We start from the raw sequence: 15475 nt of genomic DNA, 5'->3' as shown, positions 1-15475 counted from the left end.
CGCGGGAACGCGGCGATACCGCGGCTTCGGGTGCGTCGATAGGTGCGCCAGCGCCGGCGACCAGGTACAACGTCATATTGGGCCTGAGGATGAGAGCAACAGGTGTGGTTACCCGCGCTCTTACCTCAAAACCCACCCATGACCAACCCGCCACACCGACACCCACCCAGTTACCGGACAGGCTCTACGAGCGCGGTCCCCAGCGACGCGCTAATCCTGGCCTCAGGTTGATCGGGGACCATGAGCGGCAAAAGCATCGACTGGAAGGGGGCGGGCCGGCGTGCGGATCATGATCGCGGACGACGACGCGGCCATCCGTGAGTCGCTGGAGCGGGTGCTCCAGGTCGAGGGTTACGACACCAGCACCGTCGCCAACGGTCTCGCCGTGCTCGACGGGGTCGGTGGGGCCGGCGGTGAGACGCTGGATCTGCTGATCCTCGACGTGATGATGCCTCGCCTCGGCGGGTTGGAGACCTGCCGGCGGTTGCGGGCGGCGGGTCGGGATCTGCCGGTGCTGATGCTGACCGCCCGTGACCAGGTCTCCGACCGGGTCGCGGGGCTGGACGCGGGCGCCGACGACTATCTGCCCAAGCCGTTCGCCACCGAGGAATTGCTGGCCCGGGTGCGGGCCCTGCTGCGCCGGCGCACGCCGGGCGACGACGAGTCGCAGATCCTGTCGTTCGCCGACGTCCGGCTCGATCTCGACAGGTTCGAGGCGTGGCGGGGCGAGCGGCCGCTGCGCCTGACCCGGACCGAGTTCTCCCTGCTGGAGGTCCTCGTGCGCAACGCGACCCGGGTGTTGACCCGAGACGCGCTGTTCGAGGCGATCTGGGGCTTCGACATGAGCGCCACCGCCAACAACCTCCAGGTGTACGTGAGCTACCTGCGCCGCAAGATGGAGGCCGAGGGTGAGCCGCGATTGATCTACACGCTGCGCGGCCTGGGATACACGTTGCGGGAGACTCCTCCGTGAGCGGGCCCGCCGGCCGGGAACCGCGCCGGCTGACCCGATGGTGGCGGCGGCGGTCCCTGCGGACGAGGCTGACGGTAATCGCGGCGACGGCCATCGCGGTCAGCGTGTTCGTGGCCTTGCAGGTGGCCATCGAGCTGCTGGACTCGGAGCTGCAGGACACCGTCGAGGATCAGCTGCGCGCCGACTCCCGCGTCCTTGCGACGGACGCGGAGCGCGCCGGTCTGGCGCAGGTCCAGCTGCCGCCGTATCCCGGATCCGGTCGGCTGGTGCGGGTCATCCTGGCCGACGGCTCGACCCGGACGCCGGCCGGCCAACCCGCGCTGCCCCCGGTCAGCGAGCAGGCCGGGCGCGTGGCGCAGGGCGCGTCGGCCGATCTGATGGAGTCGAACGACAGCGACGGCGGCTACCTCATCTACACGCTGCGGGCGGGCGACGGCGCGGTCCAGGTGGCCCGCGTCGTCGACGACAGCCCGACCACCCGGTTCGGGTTGGGCATGCTGCTGATCGGGCTGTTCTGCGTGGTCGGCGGCGCCCTTGTCGGGCGGACCGTGGCGCGGACCGGGCTGGCACCGATCGACCGGCTGACCGCCGCCGCGGTACGTGTCGCGCACACCCAGGATCTCGACGCCGACATCCCGGATGAGGGCGGTGGGGAGATCCGGCGGCTCATCCAGTCGATCAACGACATGCTCGCCGCGCTCCGGGACTCCCGGCGGGCCCAGCGGCTGCTCGCCGAGGACGCCGCCCACGAGCTCAAGACCCCGCTCACCAGCCTGCGCCTCAACGTCGAGCTGCTGATCCGGCTCGATCGGCGCGGCACCCTCGACAGCGCACTGCCGGCGGAGAGCCGGACCCGGCTGCTCAACGATCTCGGCGCCCAGGTGGCCGAGTTGAGCACCCTTGCCGCCGAGCTGACCGACCTGGCGCGCGGTGACGTCAGCGACGAGAGCACCGAGCTGCTCGACCTCGCCGACGTGGTGGTGGCCGCCGCGACCCGGGCGCGTTCCCGCGTGCCCGACATCGAGGTCGCGCTCGACGTGACCTCCGTGTGGGTGAGCGGGCGTCCCGCTGCGCTCCAGCGGGCGGTGCTCAACCTCATCGACAACGCCGGCAAGTGGTCCCCCGCGGACCAGCCGGTCCAGGTCCGGCTCCGGGCCGAGGGCGCGTCGGCGGTGCTCGAAGTCGACGACGCCGGGCCAGGCATCGACGCCGCCGACGTACCGCGGGTGTTCGACCGGTTCTACCGTGCCGATAGCGCCCGGGCGTTGCCGGGATCCGGTCTGGGGCTGTCGATCGTGCAGCGGGTCGTCGACGCCCACGGCGGCCGGGCCACCGTCGCCCGCTCCGCACGCGGTGGCGCGCTGCTTCGGGTCGACCTTCCGGCCGCGGCCCCGCCCGCCCCGATCGCGCGGCTCACCGCCGGGGAGGACACCGCGGCGCGCTGACCCGCACCGGCGGCGCGGCCCAGGACAAGGGACGGCGGCCCTCGGGCATGGCCCGCGCGGCTCACCGTCGAAGCAGGACACCGCGGTGCGCCGCCCCCTAGCCCCGACCGCACGGGGCAGGGCCAAAGGGCGGCGGCCGTCGGGCAACGGCCCGCGGCCCACCACCGGGGCGGGGCCCGGTGCGCCGACCCCAGCCCCGGCGCGTGGCGCAGGACGAAAGGGCGGCGACCGTCGGGCGCATGAAAGATCCGGGACGGGCCTGGGTCCCGTCCCGGATCTCGTCCGTGCCGCCGCGCTCACCGTTGCAGCGCGGGCTCCTCGTCGTCGACGAGCGACTGTTGACCGTCCGGCAGCTCCACCGCTGGACGGGACAGCCGGCTCGGCCACCACATCCGCCGGCCGATCAGCATGGTGAGGGCGGGCACCAGGACCGACCGCACCAGCAGGGCGTCGAGCAGCACGCCGAAGGCGACCAGGAACCCGACCTCGACCAGCATCACCAGCGGAAGTGAGACGAGGACCGCGAACGTGGCCGCCAGGACCACGCCGGCCGAGGTGATGACGCCGCCGGTGGCCGACAGGGCCTTGAGCATGCCCTCTCTGGTGCCGAGACGCACGGTCTCCTCTCTGGCCCGGCTGGTAAGGAAGATGTTGTAGTCAACGCCGAGCGCCACCAGGAACAGGAATGCCAGCAGTGGCACCGAATAGTCGATCCCCTTGAACCCGAGGATCGTGTCGAAGACGAACACGCTGCCGCCGAAGGCTGCGGCGAACGAGACGACCACGGTGGCCATAAGGACCAGCGGGGCCACGATCGCGCGCAGCAGCAGCCCGAGCACGATCAGGACGACGGCGAGCACCAGCGGGATCACCAGCTTCTCGTCGCGCCTGGTGGTCACCTCGGTGTCGAGGTTCTCCGCACTCGGCCCGCCGACGATCGCCTCCGCCCCGCTCACCGCGTGCACGGCGGTGCGCACCCGCTTGATCGTGTCGTACTCCGCGGCGGTGTCCGGCGCATCCTTCGGGAACACGGAGATGTCGACCCAGCCAGCCTTGGTCTCACCCGGGAAGGCCTGGGCCACACCGGGGTGCCCTTGACGACGTCGAGCACCCGCACCTGGTACGCCGGCCGCGTATAGATCGTCATCGGCATGCCGCCGAGCTCCGGGAAGTGCTGACGGAGGACGGTGAAGCCGGTGACCGACTCCGGCGCGGACAGGAACTGGTCCTGCTCCCGCAAGGCGCCGGTGTTGCCCGCCAGCCCGACGGTGAGCACGCCGAGGACTCCGAGCGAGGCGGCCGTCGCCACCCACCGGCGGCGGCTGATGACGGCGCCGAGCCGTCCCCATATCCCCACCTTCTCCTCCACGGACGTGCTGAACCGCGGGATGGCCGGCCAGAAGATCCGCCTGCCGAGCACCACGAGCACCGCCGGGAACAGCGTCAGCATGGCCACCAGCGCGCACATGATGCCGGCCGCACCGATCGGACCCAACCCGCTGGTGCTGTTCAGGTCGGCGGCGAGCAGGCAGAGCAGGCCGGCGACCACGGTGGCCGCGGACGCGACGATCGCCGGCGCCGCGCCGCGCAGCGCGTGGACCATCGCGACCCGGACGTTCTCGTGGTGGCGCAGTGTCTCCCGATATCGAGCGATGAGCAGCAGCGCGTAGTCCGTGCCGACGCCGAACACCAGGATCGTCAGCAGCGCCGAGTTCTGGTTGTTGACCACGATGCCGAAGCCCTTGACGAGCAGGTAGACAGTCGCCATCGCGGTCAGCGCGGCCGCGCTCACGGCCATCAGCGGGATGAACCACAACACCGGGCTGCGGTAGGTGAGGATGAGCAGGAGCGTGACGACGATGACGGTGGTGAGGAGGACCTGCAGGTCGATGCCGTCGAAGACGGCGTCCATGTCGCCGTCGATCGCGGCCGGGCCGGTCACCTCGAGTTCCAGGCCGGCGGGGCGGTCCTTCGCGGCGTCACGCAACGGGCCGACGAGGTCCTCCGGTGCGCCGTAGGTCGTGCTCACATCGAGGGTGAACATCATCGCCTTGCCGTTGGTGGAGCGGCTCGTCGGTGGGCCCTCGTCGTCCTCGTCGGCCGGGGCCGCCACCTTCGGCGGGTACCGCTTGGCAAGGGTGTTGTAGTGGCGCTCGACCGTCGCGCGGTCGGCGTCGGTCACGCCGCCGGCGCGGTGGTACACGAAGACGAACGTGTTGTCCTCACCGCCGGGGAGACTGTCCTCCAGCGCCGCGACCTTGGTGGACTCGGCACCTGCCGGCAGGAGGTCCACGGCTCTGTCGGTGGTGACCGAGCTCAACTTTCCGCTCAGCGGCACCATGACCGCCGCCAGCGCCACCCACAGGCCGATCACCAACCACGGCACCCACCGGCCTGCCAACCGACCGGCCGGCGCTTCCCCGGACGGCGCTGCGTTGACTGCCATCACTAGCCTCCTACATGCGGGTTGCATCGCTTATCTGATGCAGACTTCGTACCGAGCGAATCTGAGACGACCGTTAATGCGGCGCTCAGGCCGGTTGGCCGAACCAGGTGCCCAGCGCACGTGCGGGCGGTGACGGTTGACCCGTCCGGTCCAGGCGACCGCGGCGTCGCGGACCTCCGCGTGGTCGACGAGGTCGAGGCAGGAGCCAACGCCCGTCACGCAGCAGGTCCGCCGACCGGGTCACCGCGATGGCGACGTCCGAGTCGGGCCGCTCCAGCGTCACTTCATGTCGGGGCACAAGATTCCGACGAGCCGGTGGTCGTCGCCCAGGTCGTACCAAACGTCCATGCCGGCGAGGTACGGGTGGGCGTCGTCGAGCGGCGGACCGTCGAACTCCACTGTGGACAGTCGACGGCGAGCCAGTCAGCGCCGTCGAGCAGATGGACGCGCGGGTCGCTCCAGCCACGCCCTCGCCTGGGCGAACAACGCCAGCGCACCCTCCGCTGCCCTCCTCGATCGGGGATGCGCGACGATGCGCTGTTGGCGAAGCCTTACACGGCCCCAGGCATCGACGTCCCGGCGTCGAGACCGGCATGGCTCTTCGGGGCGGTCACCATGGCGCTGGCGACGGCGTTCGCTGTCGTCGCCGCCTGCGGGTCGGATGCCGACAACAGTGCGGGGCCCGCCGCGGCCGGCTCGCACAGCGCGCACGCGGGCGGGTCGTCGGCTCCACCGCAGCCGCTGCGCGCCGGCGAGCGGTTCGTCGACTTGAAGATGGCCGAGGCCTACACGCCCGCGCCGCCGGAGGGCGGCACGGACGGGTACCGGTGCCAGGTGATCGATCCGGGCCTGACCAAGGCGGCGTTCCTGACCGGGACCCAGTTCACGCCGGAGAACGTCGCCATCGCGCACCACGCCATCGTGTACGCGGTGCCGCCGGGCGGCGCTGCCGCGGCGCACGAGCGGGAACACCATGCAGGACAGGCATGAAGGGGATGCGGAACAGGTCTTGGACGCCTGAGTCCGGCCGTTCGTAGCGTCAAGCCGTGATCTCTCGAGCCGAGGAGGAGTGGACATGGCTACCCAGATGCAGGCGGTCGTCGTTCCGAAGGTGAACGCCCCGTGGGAACTACAGAACGTGGACCGGCCGGAGGCCGGCCCCAACCAGGTGCTGGTGCGCGTCCACGCCTGCGCGATCTGCGGCACGGACGTGTGGATGGCGAACGGGACGTTGTCGTTCCGCGAGTTCCCCTTGGTGCTCGGGCACGAAGGCGTCGGCGAGGTGGTGGCCGTGGGCGCCGGTGTCACCCAGCGCGCGGTCGGCGACCGCGTCGGCCTCCCGATGGTGCAGAAGCGGTGCGGTAGGTGTGATTTCTGCCGTGAGCAGCACCCGAACAGCTTCGTCACCGCCGCGAACTGCGCGGCCCCGATCCTCACCGGCGTCAACGTCGACGGCGCGCACGCGGAGTACATCGTCGCCGACGTCGATGGGACCGTACTGCTGCCCGACGGGGTCTCGTACGAGCTCGCGGCGCCGACCCTGTGTGCCGGCTTCACCGTCTGGGCCGGCTTGCGCCGGGCGGAGGTCAAGCCGTCCGGTCGGGTCGCTGTGGTCGGCATCGGTGGACTCGGTCACCTCGCGATCCAGTACGCGACGGCCGCGGGTTACCACGTCACCGCGGTTACCCACAGCCCCGACAAGGAGGACCTTGCGCGGCAGCTCGGCGCCGACAAGGTCGTCGCCGACGGCGCGGGGCTCAAGGCCGCTGGCGGCGCTGATCTGATCATGTACACGGGCAGCAACCACGCGGCGCTCGCCAGCGCGATGGACGGCCTGCGTCCGTGGGGCAAGGTCGTCATGATGGGCATCGCCACCGACGAGCTGACGCTGCCCGCGCTGCCACTGGTGTCGAACAGCCACCAGATCATCGGCTCCGCCCACAACGGCTACGAGTACCTCGTCGAGGCGCTCGACTTCGTCGCACGCGGCGCCGTCAAGCCGATGATCGAGCTCTTCCCCAAGGATCGCGTGGCCGAGGCGTACGACAGGGTCGCCAACGGCGACGTCCGGTTCAAGGCTGTAGTGACCTACTGACTCTCCCTATCATGTGTGCATGGCGGACCTCGACCTCCGACTGGTGCGGTACTTCACGGTCGTGGCCGCTCATCAGCACATCGGCCGGGCCGCCGCCGAGCTGCGCGTCGCGCAACCGTCGCTGAGTCGTCAGATCCAGCGGCTCGAGGAGCAGCTCGGTGTGCGGCTGCTCGACCGCACCGCACACGGCAGCCAGCTCACGCCGGCCGGCCGCGCCTTCCTCGTGCAGGCGAACGAGCTGCTCGGGGCCGCCCGCCACGCCGTCACGAACGTCCGCGCCGCCGCGACGTCGGGAACGATCACCATCGGCTACATGCCCGGCCTGCCGATCACCCCGGCGGTGCGTGACCTGCGCGAGCGCCACCCCGACGCGGAGATCCACACCCGCTACCTGACGTGGGAGGACACCCGGTGCCTCGCGGAGCACCGGGTCGACGTGGTGATCGCCTGGCAGCCGTTCGTGTTCCCGATGGAGGGTTACCGCGTCACGGTGCTGTACGAGGACCCCCGGGTGCTCGTGGTTCCCACCACGCACCGGCTGGCCGGGCGCACGTCCGTCACCTTGGCCGACTTCGCCGACGAACCGCTGGTGGAGTTCCCGATGCCCGGCGCGTCTGCGGAGTGGCGGGCCTTCTGGTGGCCGGAGCATCCGGACGGCGGCCGGCGCCCGGTGGGCCCGGCCGTGCACACCGTGCAGGACAAGTTCGAGGTGGTCGCGTGCGGCAAGGCCGTGATCATGCATCCGCGCAGCGACCAGGGCGGTCTCCTCCGCCCCGACCTGACCTCGATCCCGATCGACGACCTCCCGCCGTGCCAGGCCGTGATGTTGACCCGCCCCGTCGAGGAAAACACCATGGTCGACGAGTTCCGCAGGTCGGCGCTGAGCTGTCTCCCCAGCTGAGGAGACGACGTCAGCGCCCGCGATGTGACCGGCGGCAGCCGGGTCGGTCAGGATCGTGTGGGTTGCAGTCGGGCACCAGGTGAGTCCTGAGCGGGCTCTCCCCCGGTCCAGCGGGTCGACCAGCGGCTGCGGCAGCAGGCCCGGTTCCGGGCCAAGCACGCCGCATGGTGCGTTCAGCAGGAGCGTTCGCGATGATCAGCTGGCCGGGGCGGGCGGCGAGCAGATTCGGGTCTTCTTCCAGCGCCGCGGCCAGGACCTGACGTTCGTCGGCCTTGGCATCGGCCAGCGACCAGGCGATCGGCAGCCCTGAGGGCGTGCAGCCCGGAACGCTGTCCCCCGGGCGGGCCGTTTCGACCCGTTGCCGGGAGAACCCGAGGACCTGGGCGGCGGCCGCCCGTAGGTTGTCGTAGCGGATCTTGCCGGTGGGGATGCCGCCGAGCGTGGTGAACGCGTGAACGTGGCCTTCCAGGAATGCTTCGGAGCCACCCCGGGCGCAGATTCGGTGGACGGCCTTGCCGGAGAAGGAGAGCCGGAACGCGAACAACATGCAGATCACCGGTTCACCGCGCAGGTTGACGGTGACCTCGCCGAAGCCGACCTCCGCCTCTCGCCGGGCCGGTGGGTCTGCGGGACGAACACGTTGACCGGGCCTCGGCGCGGATCTGCGGCTTGCGGTCGACGACGTAGGCGCGCACCACCGGGTAGGACACGTCGTGCATGCCGTGCCCGTCGATCAGCCGGCGTAGATCCGTTTGACGGTGTGCCGCTGCTTGCGCGGCGCGTCCAGGTCGACGCGCAGCATGTCGTCGATGACCGGCTTGAACGGGGCCAGCTTCGAGGCCGCGGCGGTATCGGCTTGCGCGGCTGCGGCCAGGCCGACGTCAGCGCGGCGCGGACCGTGCGGCGGCTGACCTGACACTTCTGAGCGATCGTCCGGCCCGACATTCCCGCGTGGGAGTCACGCCGGATCGCCGCGAACAGGAAACCCTGGTGGCGCCCGGACAAGCGAACAACCCAGCACAATGGCGGTGGAGCCGTTCAACAATCGGTGGAATGTCAGCAAGCCCGTGCGTCGCGGGACTGTCAGCCGTCTTGCAGGGCAAATCTGGCTCTGGCCAGAGTGAGCAGGCCGAGGTCGACCCAGATGTCGCGGGCGGAAAGCCTCTCAGCCGGCCCCGCCCAAGGTCACAGTGCGGGATCCGGGCGCGAAGTCACCGAAGGACTGTTGCCAGGACTCGCCGGGCCAGTAGTACGTCACACGGCCCTCGATGGGCTGGTAGCGGGCTGTGTAGAGCGTTCTGGACCCGTGCTCGTCGACGGATCGATAAAGCGGCGGCCTCAGCATCGCCGCCACATCCGCACCCGCGGCGCGGATGGCTCGCAGCCGCTCCTGCGTCCGCATGGCCCGTTCCTGCTCGTCGGTCACCGGCAGGTGCTGGTGATTGGCGGCGCAGGCGTCCGGTGCCACCGTCGGCGAGATATCCGGCCCCACGAACACCGTCATCGCCTTCTTGGGATCGACAAGGGTGAGGTTCTGGGGGACGGCGACCGGTAGGAACCGCACCCTGTCGACCGCCTCATCAACGGTGTCGCACCTCTCCAGTAGGTAGCGCACGAGGATGAGAATGGCGAAGCCTCGTCCGTAGACGGAACGTCCGCCCCAGGTGAGCGAGACCGCGAGACCGGCGTCGTTCATCCCGTCCAGCAGCCCCCACAGCAGGTCCTGCATCCCGATCACGGGGCGCAGGAGGCAGGAGGAGACGATGGTCCCTTCGCACTGGTCGGGCCGTAGGTCATAGTTGCGCAGCAGAGTGCCGTTCCCGCCGATCTGGGTGCAGCCCTGCGAGAACGGCCGCAGTGCCGCGTGGGTAAGGAAGGCTTCCGCCTCGGGCCGGTCGAGTTGGCCGGCAAGGCGGTCCAGAACCGGGACCAGTTCCGGCATGTGCGCACGGAACAGCGCCCGAACACGATCCGCGCCCTCCGCAGTCCGGCCCTCCTCGGTCAGCAGGCCCTCCATCTCCTGCCACAGGCCCCGGGCGTAGGCGGCCCACCGCCCGTCGCCGCCGTCGCCGACCTCGATCGCCCGGAAGGTCTTGCGCTGTTGCCGCACGACTGCCACCTCCGCTGCGAGGATCGGATGAGCTGAGGGCAACCTAGCCAATTGGGCAGGTATTCACCAGGTGACCGCCGTCGGCGACCGCCGGGCGCTGGACCAGGTCCCGCTCGTCATCCAGCAGCGTCCAGCGCACGACCAGCTCATCGAGATCCAGCGACCGCGCCATGGCCGCAGATCCTTGCCCACCCAACCCCGAACCCGCAGAGCGGGATTACCTGAAAGGACGCCGGGTAGCGCTGACCAGTGCGATCACTGTCCTCTGTGGCTGGTGACACGTTTCTTACCGGCACCCCTGGTCCGAACCTCACGAACACCGACTCGTGATCCAAAACGATGGATCCCGAAATCGCGAACAGGTGGAGCCCACACTGGCGAGCAAAGCCAGCCGCCCATCGGGAACATCGAATCGCGCCCGCACGAAGATGCTCATCGGCCCATCCCACCACACCACCGCGAATCAGCCGTCCGCTCATCGGCTTGAGCGTGCGTCCGCCGCGGTGGCTGCTGAGCACGCCTCGCGCCGGCTGTTAGCGTCCCGTCCTCGGTGTTCGCTGCTCGGCACTTCGATGGCGGCTCATAGAGTCCGGCACCAGTCTCCTCTGCTGTCGGATGGTAACGAGATGGATGGCCCAAGGCCGAGATGTTTGCACCGTGTTGGACGCTGAGGTCGGACTGATTGCCTCGCGGCAGCCGGGCGGCGCCGCCCGCCGATGCTCACCTATGTCGGCGAGGTCGGCGCCAGCCAGGCATACGTCCCGCATGCGCACGTGCCAGAGAGAGAGCAACCGTGCAGGTTCGCGTTCGGCAGGTCGGTGTGGGCGACGTCGGCGGTGAACCGCTGCGGCCGCACCACCCCGGGGTTCGATCCAGTGCGTAAGGGTGGTCAGTGCCGCCTGGCGGTCGCTCGCCCGGTGTGCCTGTTGTCGGGACGACAAAGATCATGGCAGGTGGTCGTGGGCGCGGACAGCCAGTTACGGGCGTCGACCTGCCGTAGAGCGCGTTGTCTGCGGTATGAGAGAGAGTCGATCTTCCCGCTATCACAGAGCCCTTTGACTCGAGCCTTCTATGGAGTGGTTCTGATAGCTGATCGCGGATGCCGTTGACGGATCATTGCGGTTGTCTGGGGCTACCAGAGTGGTGCGGTGGAGACGGGATGCGATCCGCTAACGTCGAAGGCCCTCGGACTGCGGATGGGAGACTGGATGACACGGCAGGCACGAGTCTTCGTTGGTTCATCCACGGAAGGGCTGGGAGCGGCGCAGGCAATCAGAAGTTTGCTTGCCTCCGACGCCCGGCTGACACTCTGGAATGAGGGCCACTTCCGCAGTGGCGACGGCTTTCTGGAAACGCTGGTCAGGTCGTTGGACGAGTTCGACTTCGCGATCCTGGTGGCGACACCGGACGACTCAGTTCTCTCGCGCGGAGTCTCCGCGCTGACACCCAGGGACAACGTGCTATTCGAACTCGGACTGTTCATGGGACGACTTGGCCGGGGACGAACCTTCCTGGTCCATCCGAAGCAACACGAGCTACGCCTGCCCTCGGACCTGCTCGGCGTCACCACGCTATCGTGCCGATGGCCCGACGCCACAGCGGACCGCAGGGCAGGGCTGCAGGACTTCATGTCCGCGCTGGGAGCCGCGTGCGACACGATCCGAGACACGATCAACGGCTGGACCGAGATGTCGGCCCACCACGCCCTGGAGGCGCCAGGGCTGTTGCGCTGCTACACCAACGCGACGGAGGCGCAAGCCGCCATCGGCAAAGCGATCCGAGCGGCCAGACGAAGCATCCTGCTAATGGCAACAAACCTTGCGTACACACCTGCTCTCAACGTCGCTGAGTTGCAGCAACGGATTCTTGAAGGCGTCGACATCAGATTCCTGATCCTTAACCCCCACAGCCAGCACGTGGAGACGACCGCGCACGAGTTCATGATCTCCGCACCGCAACTACGTGAGGAAAACCGCCTACACCTGCGATCACTAATTGATCTTCAGCACTTCTCCCTCGCCCGCGAGGCCGAATCAGAACTGGTCGGAGGGGTCCAGATCCGCTTCTACGACGCCCCGCCGCGCATGCGTTGCTACTGCTTCGACCATCAAGACGGCACAAGCTTCTTCGTGCCATATCTCAATCGAACGCCCTCCCGCCCGCTGCCCGTCTTCGAGGTCAGCAACCACGGCGCCATCGCACGACGGTACCTGTCCTCGATCGAAAACCTATGGTCCGCACCCGACTCGCTGACCGCAGAGACGTTCCTCAAGCAAAACCCGGCGTACCTATGACCAGCGGACCGCCGCAGCTGATTGCCGCGGCGGGCTCAAGCCTGATCGCCCTCCGGGCAGTCGGCCAGGTCGACGACGGCTAGGTCACGCAGGAACTCGGCCTATACCGCGGCGGCGTTGTCCACCAGCCGCCGCTCCGCGATGTCCATCAGGCGGGGCCGGATACTCGAAGCGGGTAATGACGTCGACCTCGTCCCCGAGGACCAACTCGTGCAGGTACTTGATCGACACGTCCAGTTCCACCGGTCCGAGGCCCGCCGCCGCCAGCTCCTTGATCGACAGGCCGGCGTCGGCGAGAGCGGCCCACCTCGCCCGGATCGAGTAGTCGATCACGCCGGCGTCGAACACGACGGTCTGGCAACACTGTCGGCCCGCGACTTCACCGCCCGCCAGGAGCTGGTGACCGGCAACTTACTCAGCCCCAGCCGTAGCGGCCGGGGTAGTCGCCCGGGTCGGGATAGTCGCCGTCCCAGCCCTTCCACGGTTCGTATTCGCGGCCGTACTGGGAGGGCCGTCGCTCGACCCCGACGGGCTCCGGGGTCAGCGCGCCGCCGCCCGGTGGCCGCGCGGCCGCGCGCATCGCGAAGATGCCGAGGTCCACGTTGTAGTCCATGGCGTTCGGCGCCATCACGCCATGGGTCCGGTCGATGGACGCCCGCAGCGCGCCATCCCGGGCCGCCGTGAGCTTCCAGCTGTCGTACCCCCATCCGACGTTCCACACCCCGCCGAGCGTGTTCCAGTCCGCCGGCAGCGTCCACAGTGGCCACAGGAACACGTCCCGGCGGCGTGCCGTACTGGGAAATGAGTGTCCTGCCGCGCGGCGTTGGTTGGGGCGTGGTTCTGGATCGCGGGCATGAGCCCGTGCGGCTGAGGGCGGCAGAGTTGACGCAGCTTGGCCAGGGCTTGTACCAGTTGCTCACCCAGTTCATCGGTTACCAGGCCGCCCAGGTCGGCTGGGACCCGCAAGGGCGCGTGGATCCAGCCGAGCTGCGGCATGAGTGGGCCGACGAGATCGCGGCCGGTGAGCTGCCGGGTCTGGTACTGGCTGAAGACGTCCTGCCGGATCTACGCGGCTCGGCCTTCGTGCCGTTCGCCCGAGGCTTCCTCCGGATCCCGTATGCAGGCGAGCACTCATCAACACTCATCAGCGACGAAGGAATTGCCTGAGAACTCTCGCGGACGAGTTCCCTTTGCCCTTTGCTCCAGGCCGCACGTCGGCGCGCTGCGTCCGTCACGTGGCGCGCCGCCCACGTCGCGGCTTCTTGTTGATCTTGGTGTGGTGGCCGGGCGGGGTTAGCCGCGTCGCGGGCCTTCCTCTGCGGCCCTGTCGAGTTGCTGGGTAACGTGGCAGGCGATGTCACGGAGCACGTTGACCTGCTGCTCGGTGAGTCCGTCGATGACGTAGCGCCGCACGGCCGCGACGTGGCCCGGTGCCGCGGCGACCACGACATCCCACCCGGCGTCGGTGAGCGTGGCCCTGGTGTAGCGAGGGTTTTCCGGGTCCGGCTCGCGGCGCAGCAGGTCCCGCTGCTCCAGGCGTTTGACGACGTTCGACAGCCGGGACAGTGAGCTGCCGATGTGGCCGGCCAGGTCGCTGAGGCGCTGTGTTCGGCCCGGTGTCATCGAAAGGTTGCTGAGCACGAAGTAGTCGAACAGGGTCAGCCTGCTGTCTTGCAGCAGCTGCGCGTCGAGCGCGCCGGGCAGGTTGAAGACGAGCTTGGCCAGGGCGATCCAGGCATCGCGCTCACAGTCGGTCAGCCACCGTGGTTCGTCCGGCACGCTGTCCAGCCTACGAGCCATGACTTCAGCCGTGAAGTGAGACACGTCGCATTCGGTTCAAGCTTGAAGTGAGGTCGGGTAGGTTCGGCTTCAAGCTTGAACCTCATCCTTAGGAGTGGTCGTGACCCTGTTCCGGCTGGATGCCAGCATCCGTACCCACGGCTCCGCGAGCCGCGAGATCGCGGACATCGTCGAGGAAGAGTGGCTCGCCGCCCACCCGGGCGACCGGGTCGAGCGCCGCCACATCGGCGTCGACACCCTGACCGCGACCGCCTGGGCAGCGGCGGTCACCGCCGGCATGACCGCACCACAGGAGCGCACCGCCGAACAGCGGGACGCCGTCGCACTCGCCGCGACGCTGGTGGACGAGCTGCTGTCCGCGGATGCGATCCTGTTCGCCGTGCCGCTCTACAACTACGGTGTCTCCCAACACTTCAAGACGTACATCGACGTCGTCTGCACCGACCCGCGAGCGTTTGGCACACCGTTCCTGGCCGGCAAGCCGGTGGTGCTGGCCACCGTCCGCGGCGGCGCGTACGGCGGCGGCACCCCGCGGGAGGGCTGGGATCACTCCACCCCATACCTGCGGCGTATCCTCGCCGACTGCTGGGGCGCCGACCTGTCCGTCGTCGAGCGGGAGTTCACCCTCGTCGGCGTCAACCCCGCCCTGGACCCGTTCACCGAGCAGGCCTCGCAGATGCACGCCGGCGCCCTACTGGCAGCCCGCGAGGCCGGCCGCGCGCTCGGCGCGCTGCCCGTACCCGCCTGAGAGCCGGCCAGCCACAACCGGTGACGATGGCGACCGATCAGTTCGGCCGCGCTGCGTAACCGCCGCACTGCTGCTGGCCTGTCGATCTGTGTCACCCGCGCCGCTGCGCTGTTCGGCTCGCCACTGAGGTGCTCGGTGGCGTGCTTGCCCGCTGCGTTGGCGTCGGTATCGGTCGCCGTCATCTGGCAACGCGCAGCCGCAGGGAGCCTGGCATGCCTACGCCGTCCGAACCGCCGGCGGGGCGGCGGCATCGTGTCGTCCTGACAGGGTTCAGCGGTCTGTCTGGTCCTGCCAGCCGTCGTGCTCGGGGTGGTATCCGTAGGCGGCGGCCCGTACCGTTTCTTCGTCTTCTAGTCCGGAGCCGATCGCGCCGCCGACGGTGGCCAGGGAGCTGATGATCCAGGCGAGGGTGAGGTAGTCGGTGGCATGGGCCGGTCGTTGCAGGGTCTGTTCCAGCACTGAGGTGTCGATCAGCAGCGCCGCGGCGAGTGCCGTTCCGACGAAGAGCGCGACGTAGGCCACTGCGGTGGCCAAGGTCAGGGTGAGGGTGGTTCCCCAGTTGAACATCCGGGCCAGCTCGGGCGGTGTGTGCGGGTCCGGCTTCTCCCACAGGTCGTGCGCAATGATCAGCCAGGCCACCAGCGCGGTCAGCCCGAGCAGCAT

17 protein-coding genes and 1 pseudogene are annotated in these 15475 nt (G+C 69.2%); 8 read left to right on the top strand and 10 right to left on the bottom strand.

Going from position 1 to position 15475, the window contains the following annotated elements:
• The first annotated feature begins 289 nt into the window (after nucleotides 1-289).
• Together Phou_RS38155 and Phou_RS38150 are read left to right on the top strand one after the other, a co-directional pair.
• Nucleotides 290-973, top strand: coding sequence for a response regulator transcription factor (locus Phou_RS38155; protein WP_173066614.1), 684 nt, complete (start codon nucleotides 290-292; stop codon nucleotides 971-973).
• Nucleotides 970-2418 (top strand): HAMP domain-containing sensor histidine kinase, encoded by a 1449-nt coding sequence (locus Phou_RS38150; RefSeq protein WP_173066611.1) that lies wholly within the window; start codon nucleotides 970-972, stop codon nucleotides 2416-2418. Before Phou_RS38155 ends, Phou_RS38150 begins: the two co-directional genes overlap by 4 nt.
• A 296-nt stretch (nucleotides 2419-2714) precedes the next feature.
• Here the strand turns inward: Phou_RS38150 and Phou_RS51675 are convergent, their stop codons facing one another.
• Both Phou_RS51675 and Phou_RS38145 read right to left on the bottom strand, forming a co-directional pair.
• Nucleotides 2715-3449 (bottom strand): MMPL family transporter, encoded by a 735-nt coding sequence (locus Phou_RS51675; RefSeq protein ID WP_218579467.1) that lies wholly within the window; start codon nucleotides 3447-3449, stop codon nucleotides 2715-2717.
• A complete protein-coding gene (locus tag Phou_RS38145) occupies nucleotides 3371-4864 on the bottom strand; it encodes an MMPL family transporter (protein ID WP_218579466.1) in 1494 nt (497 codons plus the stop codon). The genes Phou_RS51675 and Phou_RS38145 overlap by 79 nt, the downstream gene beginning before the upstream one ends.
• Nucleotides 4865-5404: 540 nt before the next feature.
• Between Phou_RS38145 and Phou_RS38140 the strand changes: the two genes are divergently transcribed.
• From Phou_RS38140 to Phou_RS38130, 3 genes are all read left to right on the top strand, one after another.
• Nucleotides 5405-5854, top strand: coding sequence for a hypothetical protein (locus Phou_RS38140; protein ID WP_173066607.1), 450 nt, complete (start codon nucleotides 5405-5407; stop codon nucleotides 5852-5854).
• 97 nt (nucleotides 5855-5951) lie between these two features.
• The gene (locus tag Phou_RS38135) at nucleotides 5952-6959 is read left to right on the top strand and encodes an alcohol dehydrogenase catalytic domain-containing protein (RefSeq protein WP_173068932.1); all 1008 of its coding nucleotides are present in this window, start codon (nucleotides 5952-5954) and stop codon (nucleotides 6957-6959) included.
• 19 nt (nucleotides 6960-6978) lie between these two features.
• Nucleotides 6979-7860 (top strand): LysR family transcriptional regulator, encoded by an 882-nt coding sequence (locus tag Phou_RS38130; protein ID WP_173066604.1) that lies wholly within the window; start codon nucleotides 6979-6981, stop codon nucleotides 7858-7860.
• Nucleotides 7861-8044: 184 nt separating this feature from the next.
• Here the strand turns inward: Phou_RS38130 and Phou_RS56100 are convergent.
• The 4 genes and pseudogenes from Phou_RS56100 to Phou_RS54760 all read right to left on the bottom strand — a co-directional run.
• Nucleotides 8045-8179, bottom strand: a pseudogene (locus Phou_RS56100) (IS982 family transposase); the annotation flags it as partial.
• A 414-nt stretch (nucleotides 8180-8593) separates the two neighbouring features.
• Nucleotides 8594-8779: a hypothetical protein gene (locus tag Phou_RS38120; RefSeq protein WP_173066601.1), complete on the bottom strand. Its 186-nt coding sequence runs from the start codon at nucleotides 8777-8779 to the stop codon at nucleotides 8594-8596.
• A 246-nt stretch (nucleotides 8780-9025) separates the two neighbouring features.
• The gene (locus Phou_RS38115) at nucleotides 9026-9970 is read right to left on the bottom strand and encodes a C45 family autoproteolytic acyltransferase/hydrolase (RefSeq protein ID WP_173066598.1); all 945 of its coding nucleotides are present in this window, start codon (nucleotides 9968-9970) and stop codon (nucleotides 9026-9028) included.
• A gap of 43 nt (nucleotides 9971-10013) precedes the next feature.
• Nucleotides 10014-10142: a hypothetical protein gene (locus Phou_RS54760; protein WP_281365144.1), complete on the bottom strand. Its 129-nt coding sequence runs from the start codon at nucleotides 10140-10142 to the stop codon at nucleotides 10014-10016.
• Nucleotides 10143-11178: 1036 nt separating this feature from the next.
• Here Phou_RS54760 and Phou_RS38110 point away from each other — a divergent pair.
• On the top strand, nucleotides 11179-12264 hold the full coding sequence (locus Phou_RS38110; protein WP_173066595.1) for a nucleotide-binding protein: 1086 nt from the start codon (nucleotides 11179-11181) through the stop codon (nucleotides 12262-12264).
• Nucleotides 12265-12348: 84 nt separating this feature from the next.
• On the opposite strand, the gene Phou_RS38105 is transcribed toward Phou_RS38110, so the two are convergent.
• Together Phou_RS38105 and Phou_RS38100 are read right to left on the bottom strand one after the other, a co-directional pair.
• A complete protein-coding gene (locus Phou_RS38105; protein ID WP_173066592.1) occupies nucleotides 12349-12612 on the bottom strand; it encodes an acyl-CoA thioesterase in 264 nt (87 codons plus the stop codon).
• A gap of 67 nt (nucleotides 12613-12679) precedes the next feature.
• Nucleotides 12680-13039 (bottom strand): hypothetical protein, encoded by a 360-nt coding sequence (locus Phou_RS38100; protein WP_173066589.1) that lies wholly within the window; start codon nucleotides 13037-13039, stop codon nucleotides 12680-12682.
• A 26-nt stretch (nucleotides 13040-13065) separates the two neighbouring features.
• Between Phou_RS38100 and Phou_RS38095 the strand changes: the two genes are divergently transcribed.
• Nucleotides 13066-13431, top strand: a complete 366-nt coding sequence (locus Phou_RS38095; RefSeq protein WP_173066586.1) for a hypothetical protein — start codon at nucleotides 13066-13068, stop codon at nucleotides 13429-13431.
• A 126-nt stretch (nucleotides 13432-13557) separates the two neighbouring features.
• Here Phou_RS38095 and Phou_RS38090 read toward each other — a convergent pair whose 3' ends face one another.
• Nucleotides 13558-14043, bottom strand: coding sequence for a MarR family winged helix-turn-helix transcriptional regulator (locus Phou_RS38090; protein WP_246274183.1), 486 nt, complete (start codon nucleotides 14041-14043; stop codon nucleotides 13558-13560).
• A 121-nt stretch (nucleotides 14044-14164) separates the two neighbouring features.
• On the opposite strand from Phou_RS38090, the gene Phou_RS38085 reads away from it, so the two are divergent.
• The gene (locus Phou_RS38085; RefSeq protein ID WP_173066579.1) at nucleotides 14165-14812 is read left to right on the top strand and encodes an FMN-dependent NADH-azoreductase; all 648 of its coding nucleotides are present in this window, start codon (nucleotides 14165-14167) and stop codon (nucleotides 14810-14812) included.
• Between the two features lie 270 nt (nucleotides 14813-15082).
• Here Phou_RS38085 and Phou_RS53725 read toward each other — a convergent pair whose 3' ends face one another.
• Nucleotides 15083-15475 (bottom strand): hypothetical protein, encoded by a 393-nt coding sequence (locus Phou_RS53725; protein ID WP_246274182.1) that lies wholly within the window; start codon nucleotides 15473-15475, stop codon nucleotides 15083-15085.

Source organism: Phytohabitans houttuyneae (assembly GCF_011764425.1).
Taxonomy (GTDB): Bacteria; Actinomycetota; Actinomycetes; order Mycobacteriales; family Micromonosporaceae; genus Phytohabitans; species Phytohabitans houttuyneae.
This window is presented reverse-complemented; position numbering and strand designations above follow the sequence as displayed.

Coding starts and splice junctions, on each gene's coding strand:
- Phou_RS54760 (WP_281365144.1), bottom strand. CDS start 10,142: ATGGCGCGGTCGCTGGATCTCGATGAGCTGGTCGTGCGCTGGACGCTG.
- Phou_RS38095 (WP_173066586.1), top strand. CDS start 13,066: ATGAGTGTCCTGCCGCGCGGCGTTGGTTGGGGCGTGGTTCTGGATCGC.
- Phou_RS38155 (WP_173066614.1), top strand. CDS start 290: ATGATCGCGGACGACGACGCGGCCATCCGTGAGTCGCTGGAGCGGGTG.
- Phou_RS38130 (WP_173066604.1), top strand. CDS start 6,979: ATGGCGGACCTCGACCTCCGACTGGTGCGGTACTTCACGGTCGTGGCC.
- Phou_RS38135 (WP_173068932.1), top strand. CDS start 5,952: ATGCAGGCGGTCGTCGTTCCGAAGGTGAACGCCCCGTGGGAACTACAG.
- Phou_RS38110 (WP_173066595.1), top strand. CDS start 11,179: ATGACACGGCAGGCACGAGTCTTCGTTGGTTCATCCACGGAAGGGCTG.
- Phou_RS38145 (WP_218579466.1), bottom strand. CDS start 4,864: ATGGCAGTCAACGCAGCGCCGTCCGGGGAAGCGCCGGCCGGTCGGTTG.
- Phou_RS53725 (WP_246274182.1), bottom strand. CDS start 15,475: ATGCTGCTCGGGCTGACCGCGCTGGTGGCCTGGCTGATCATTGCGCAC.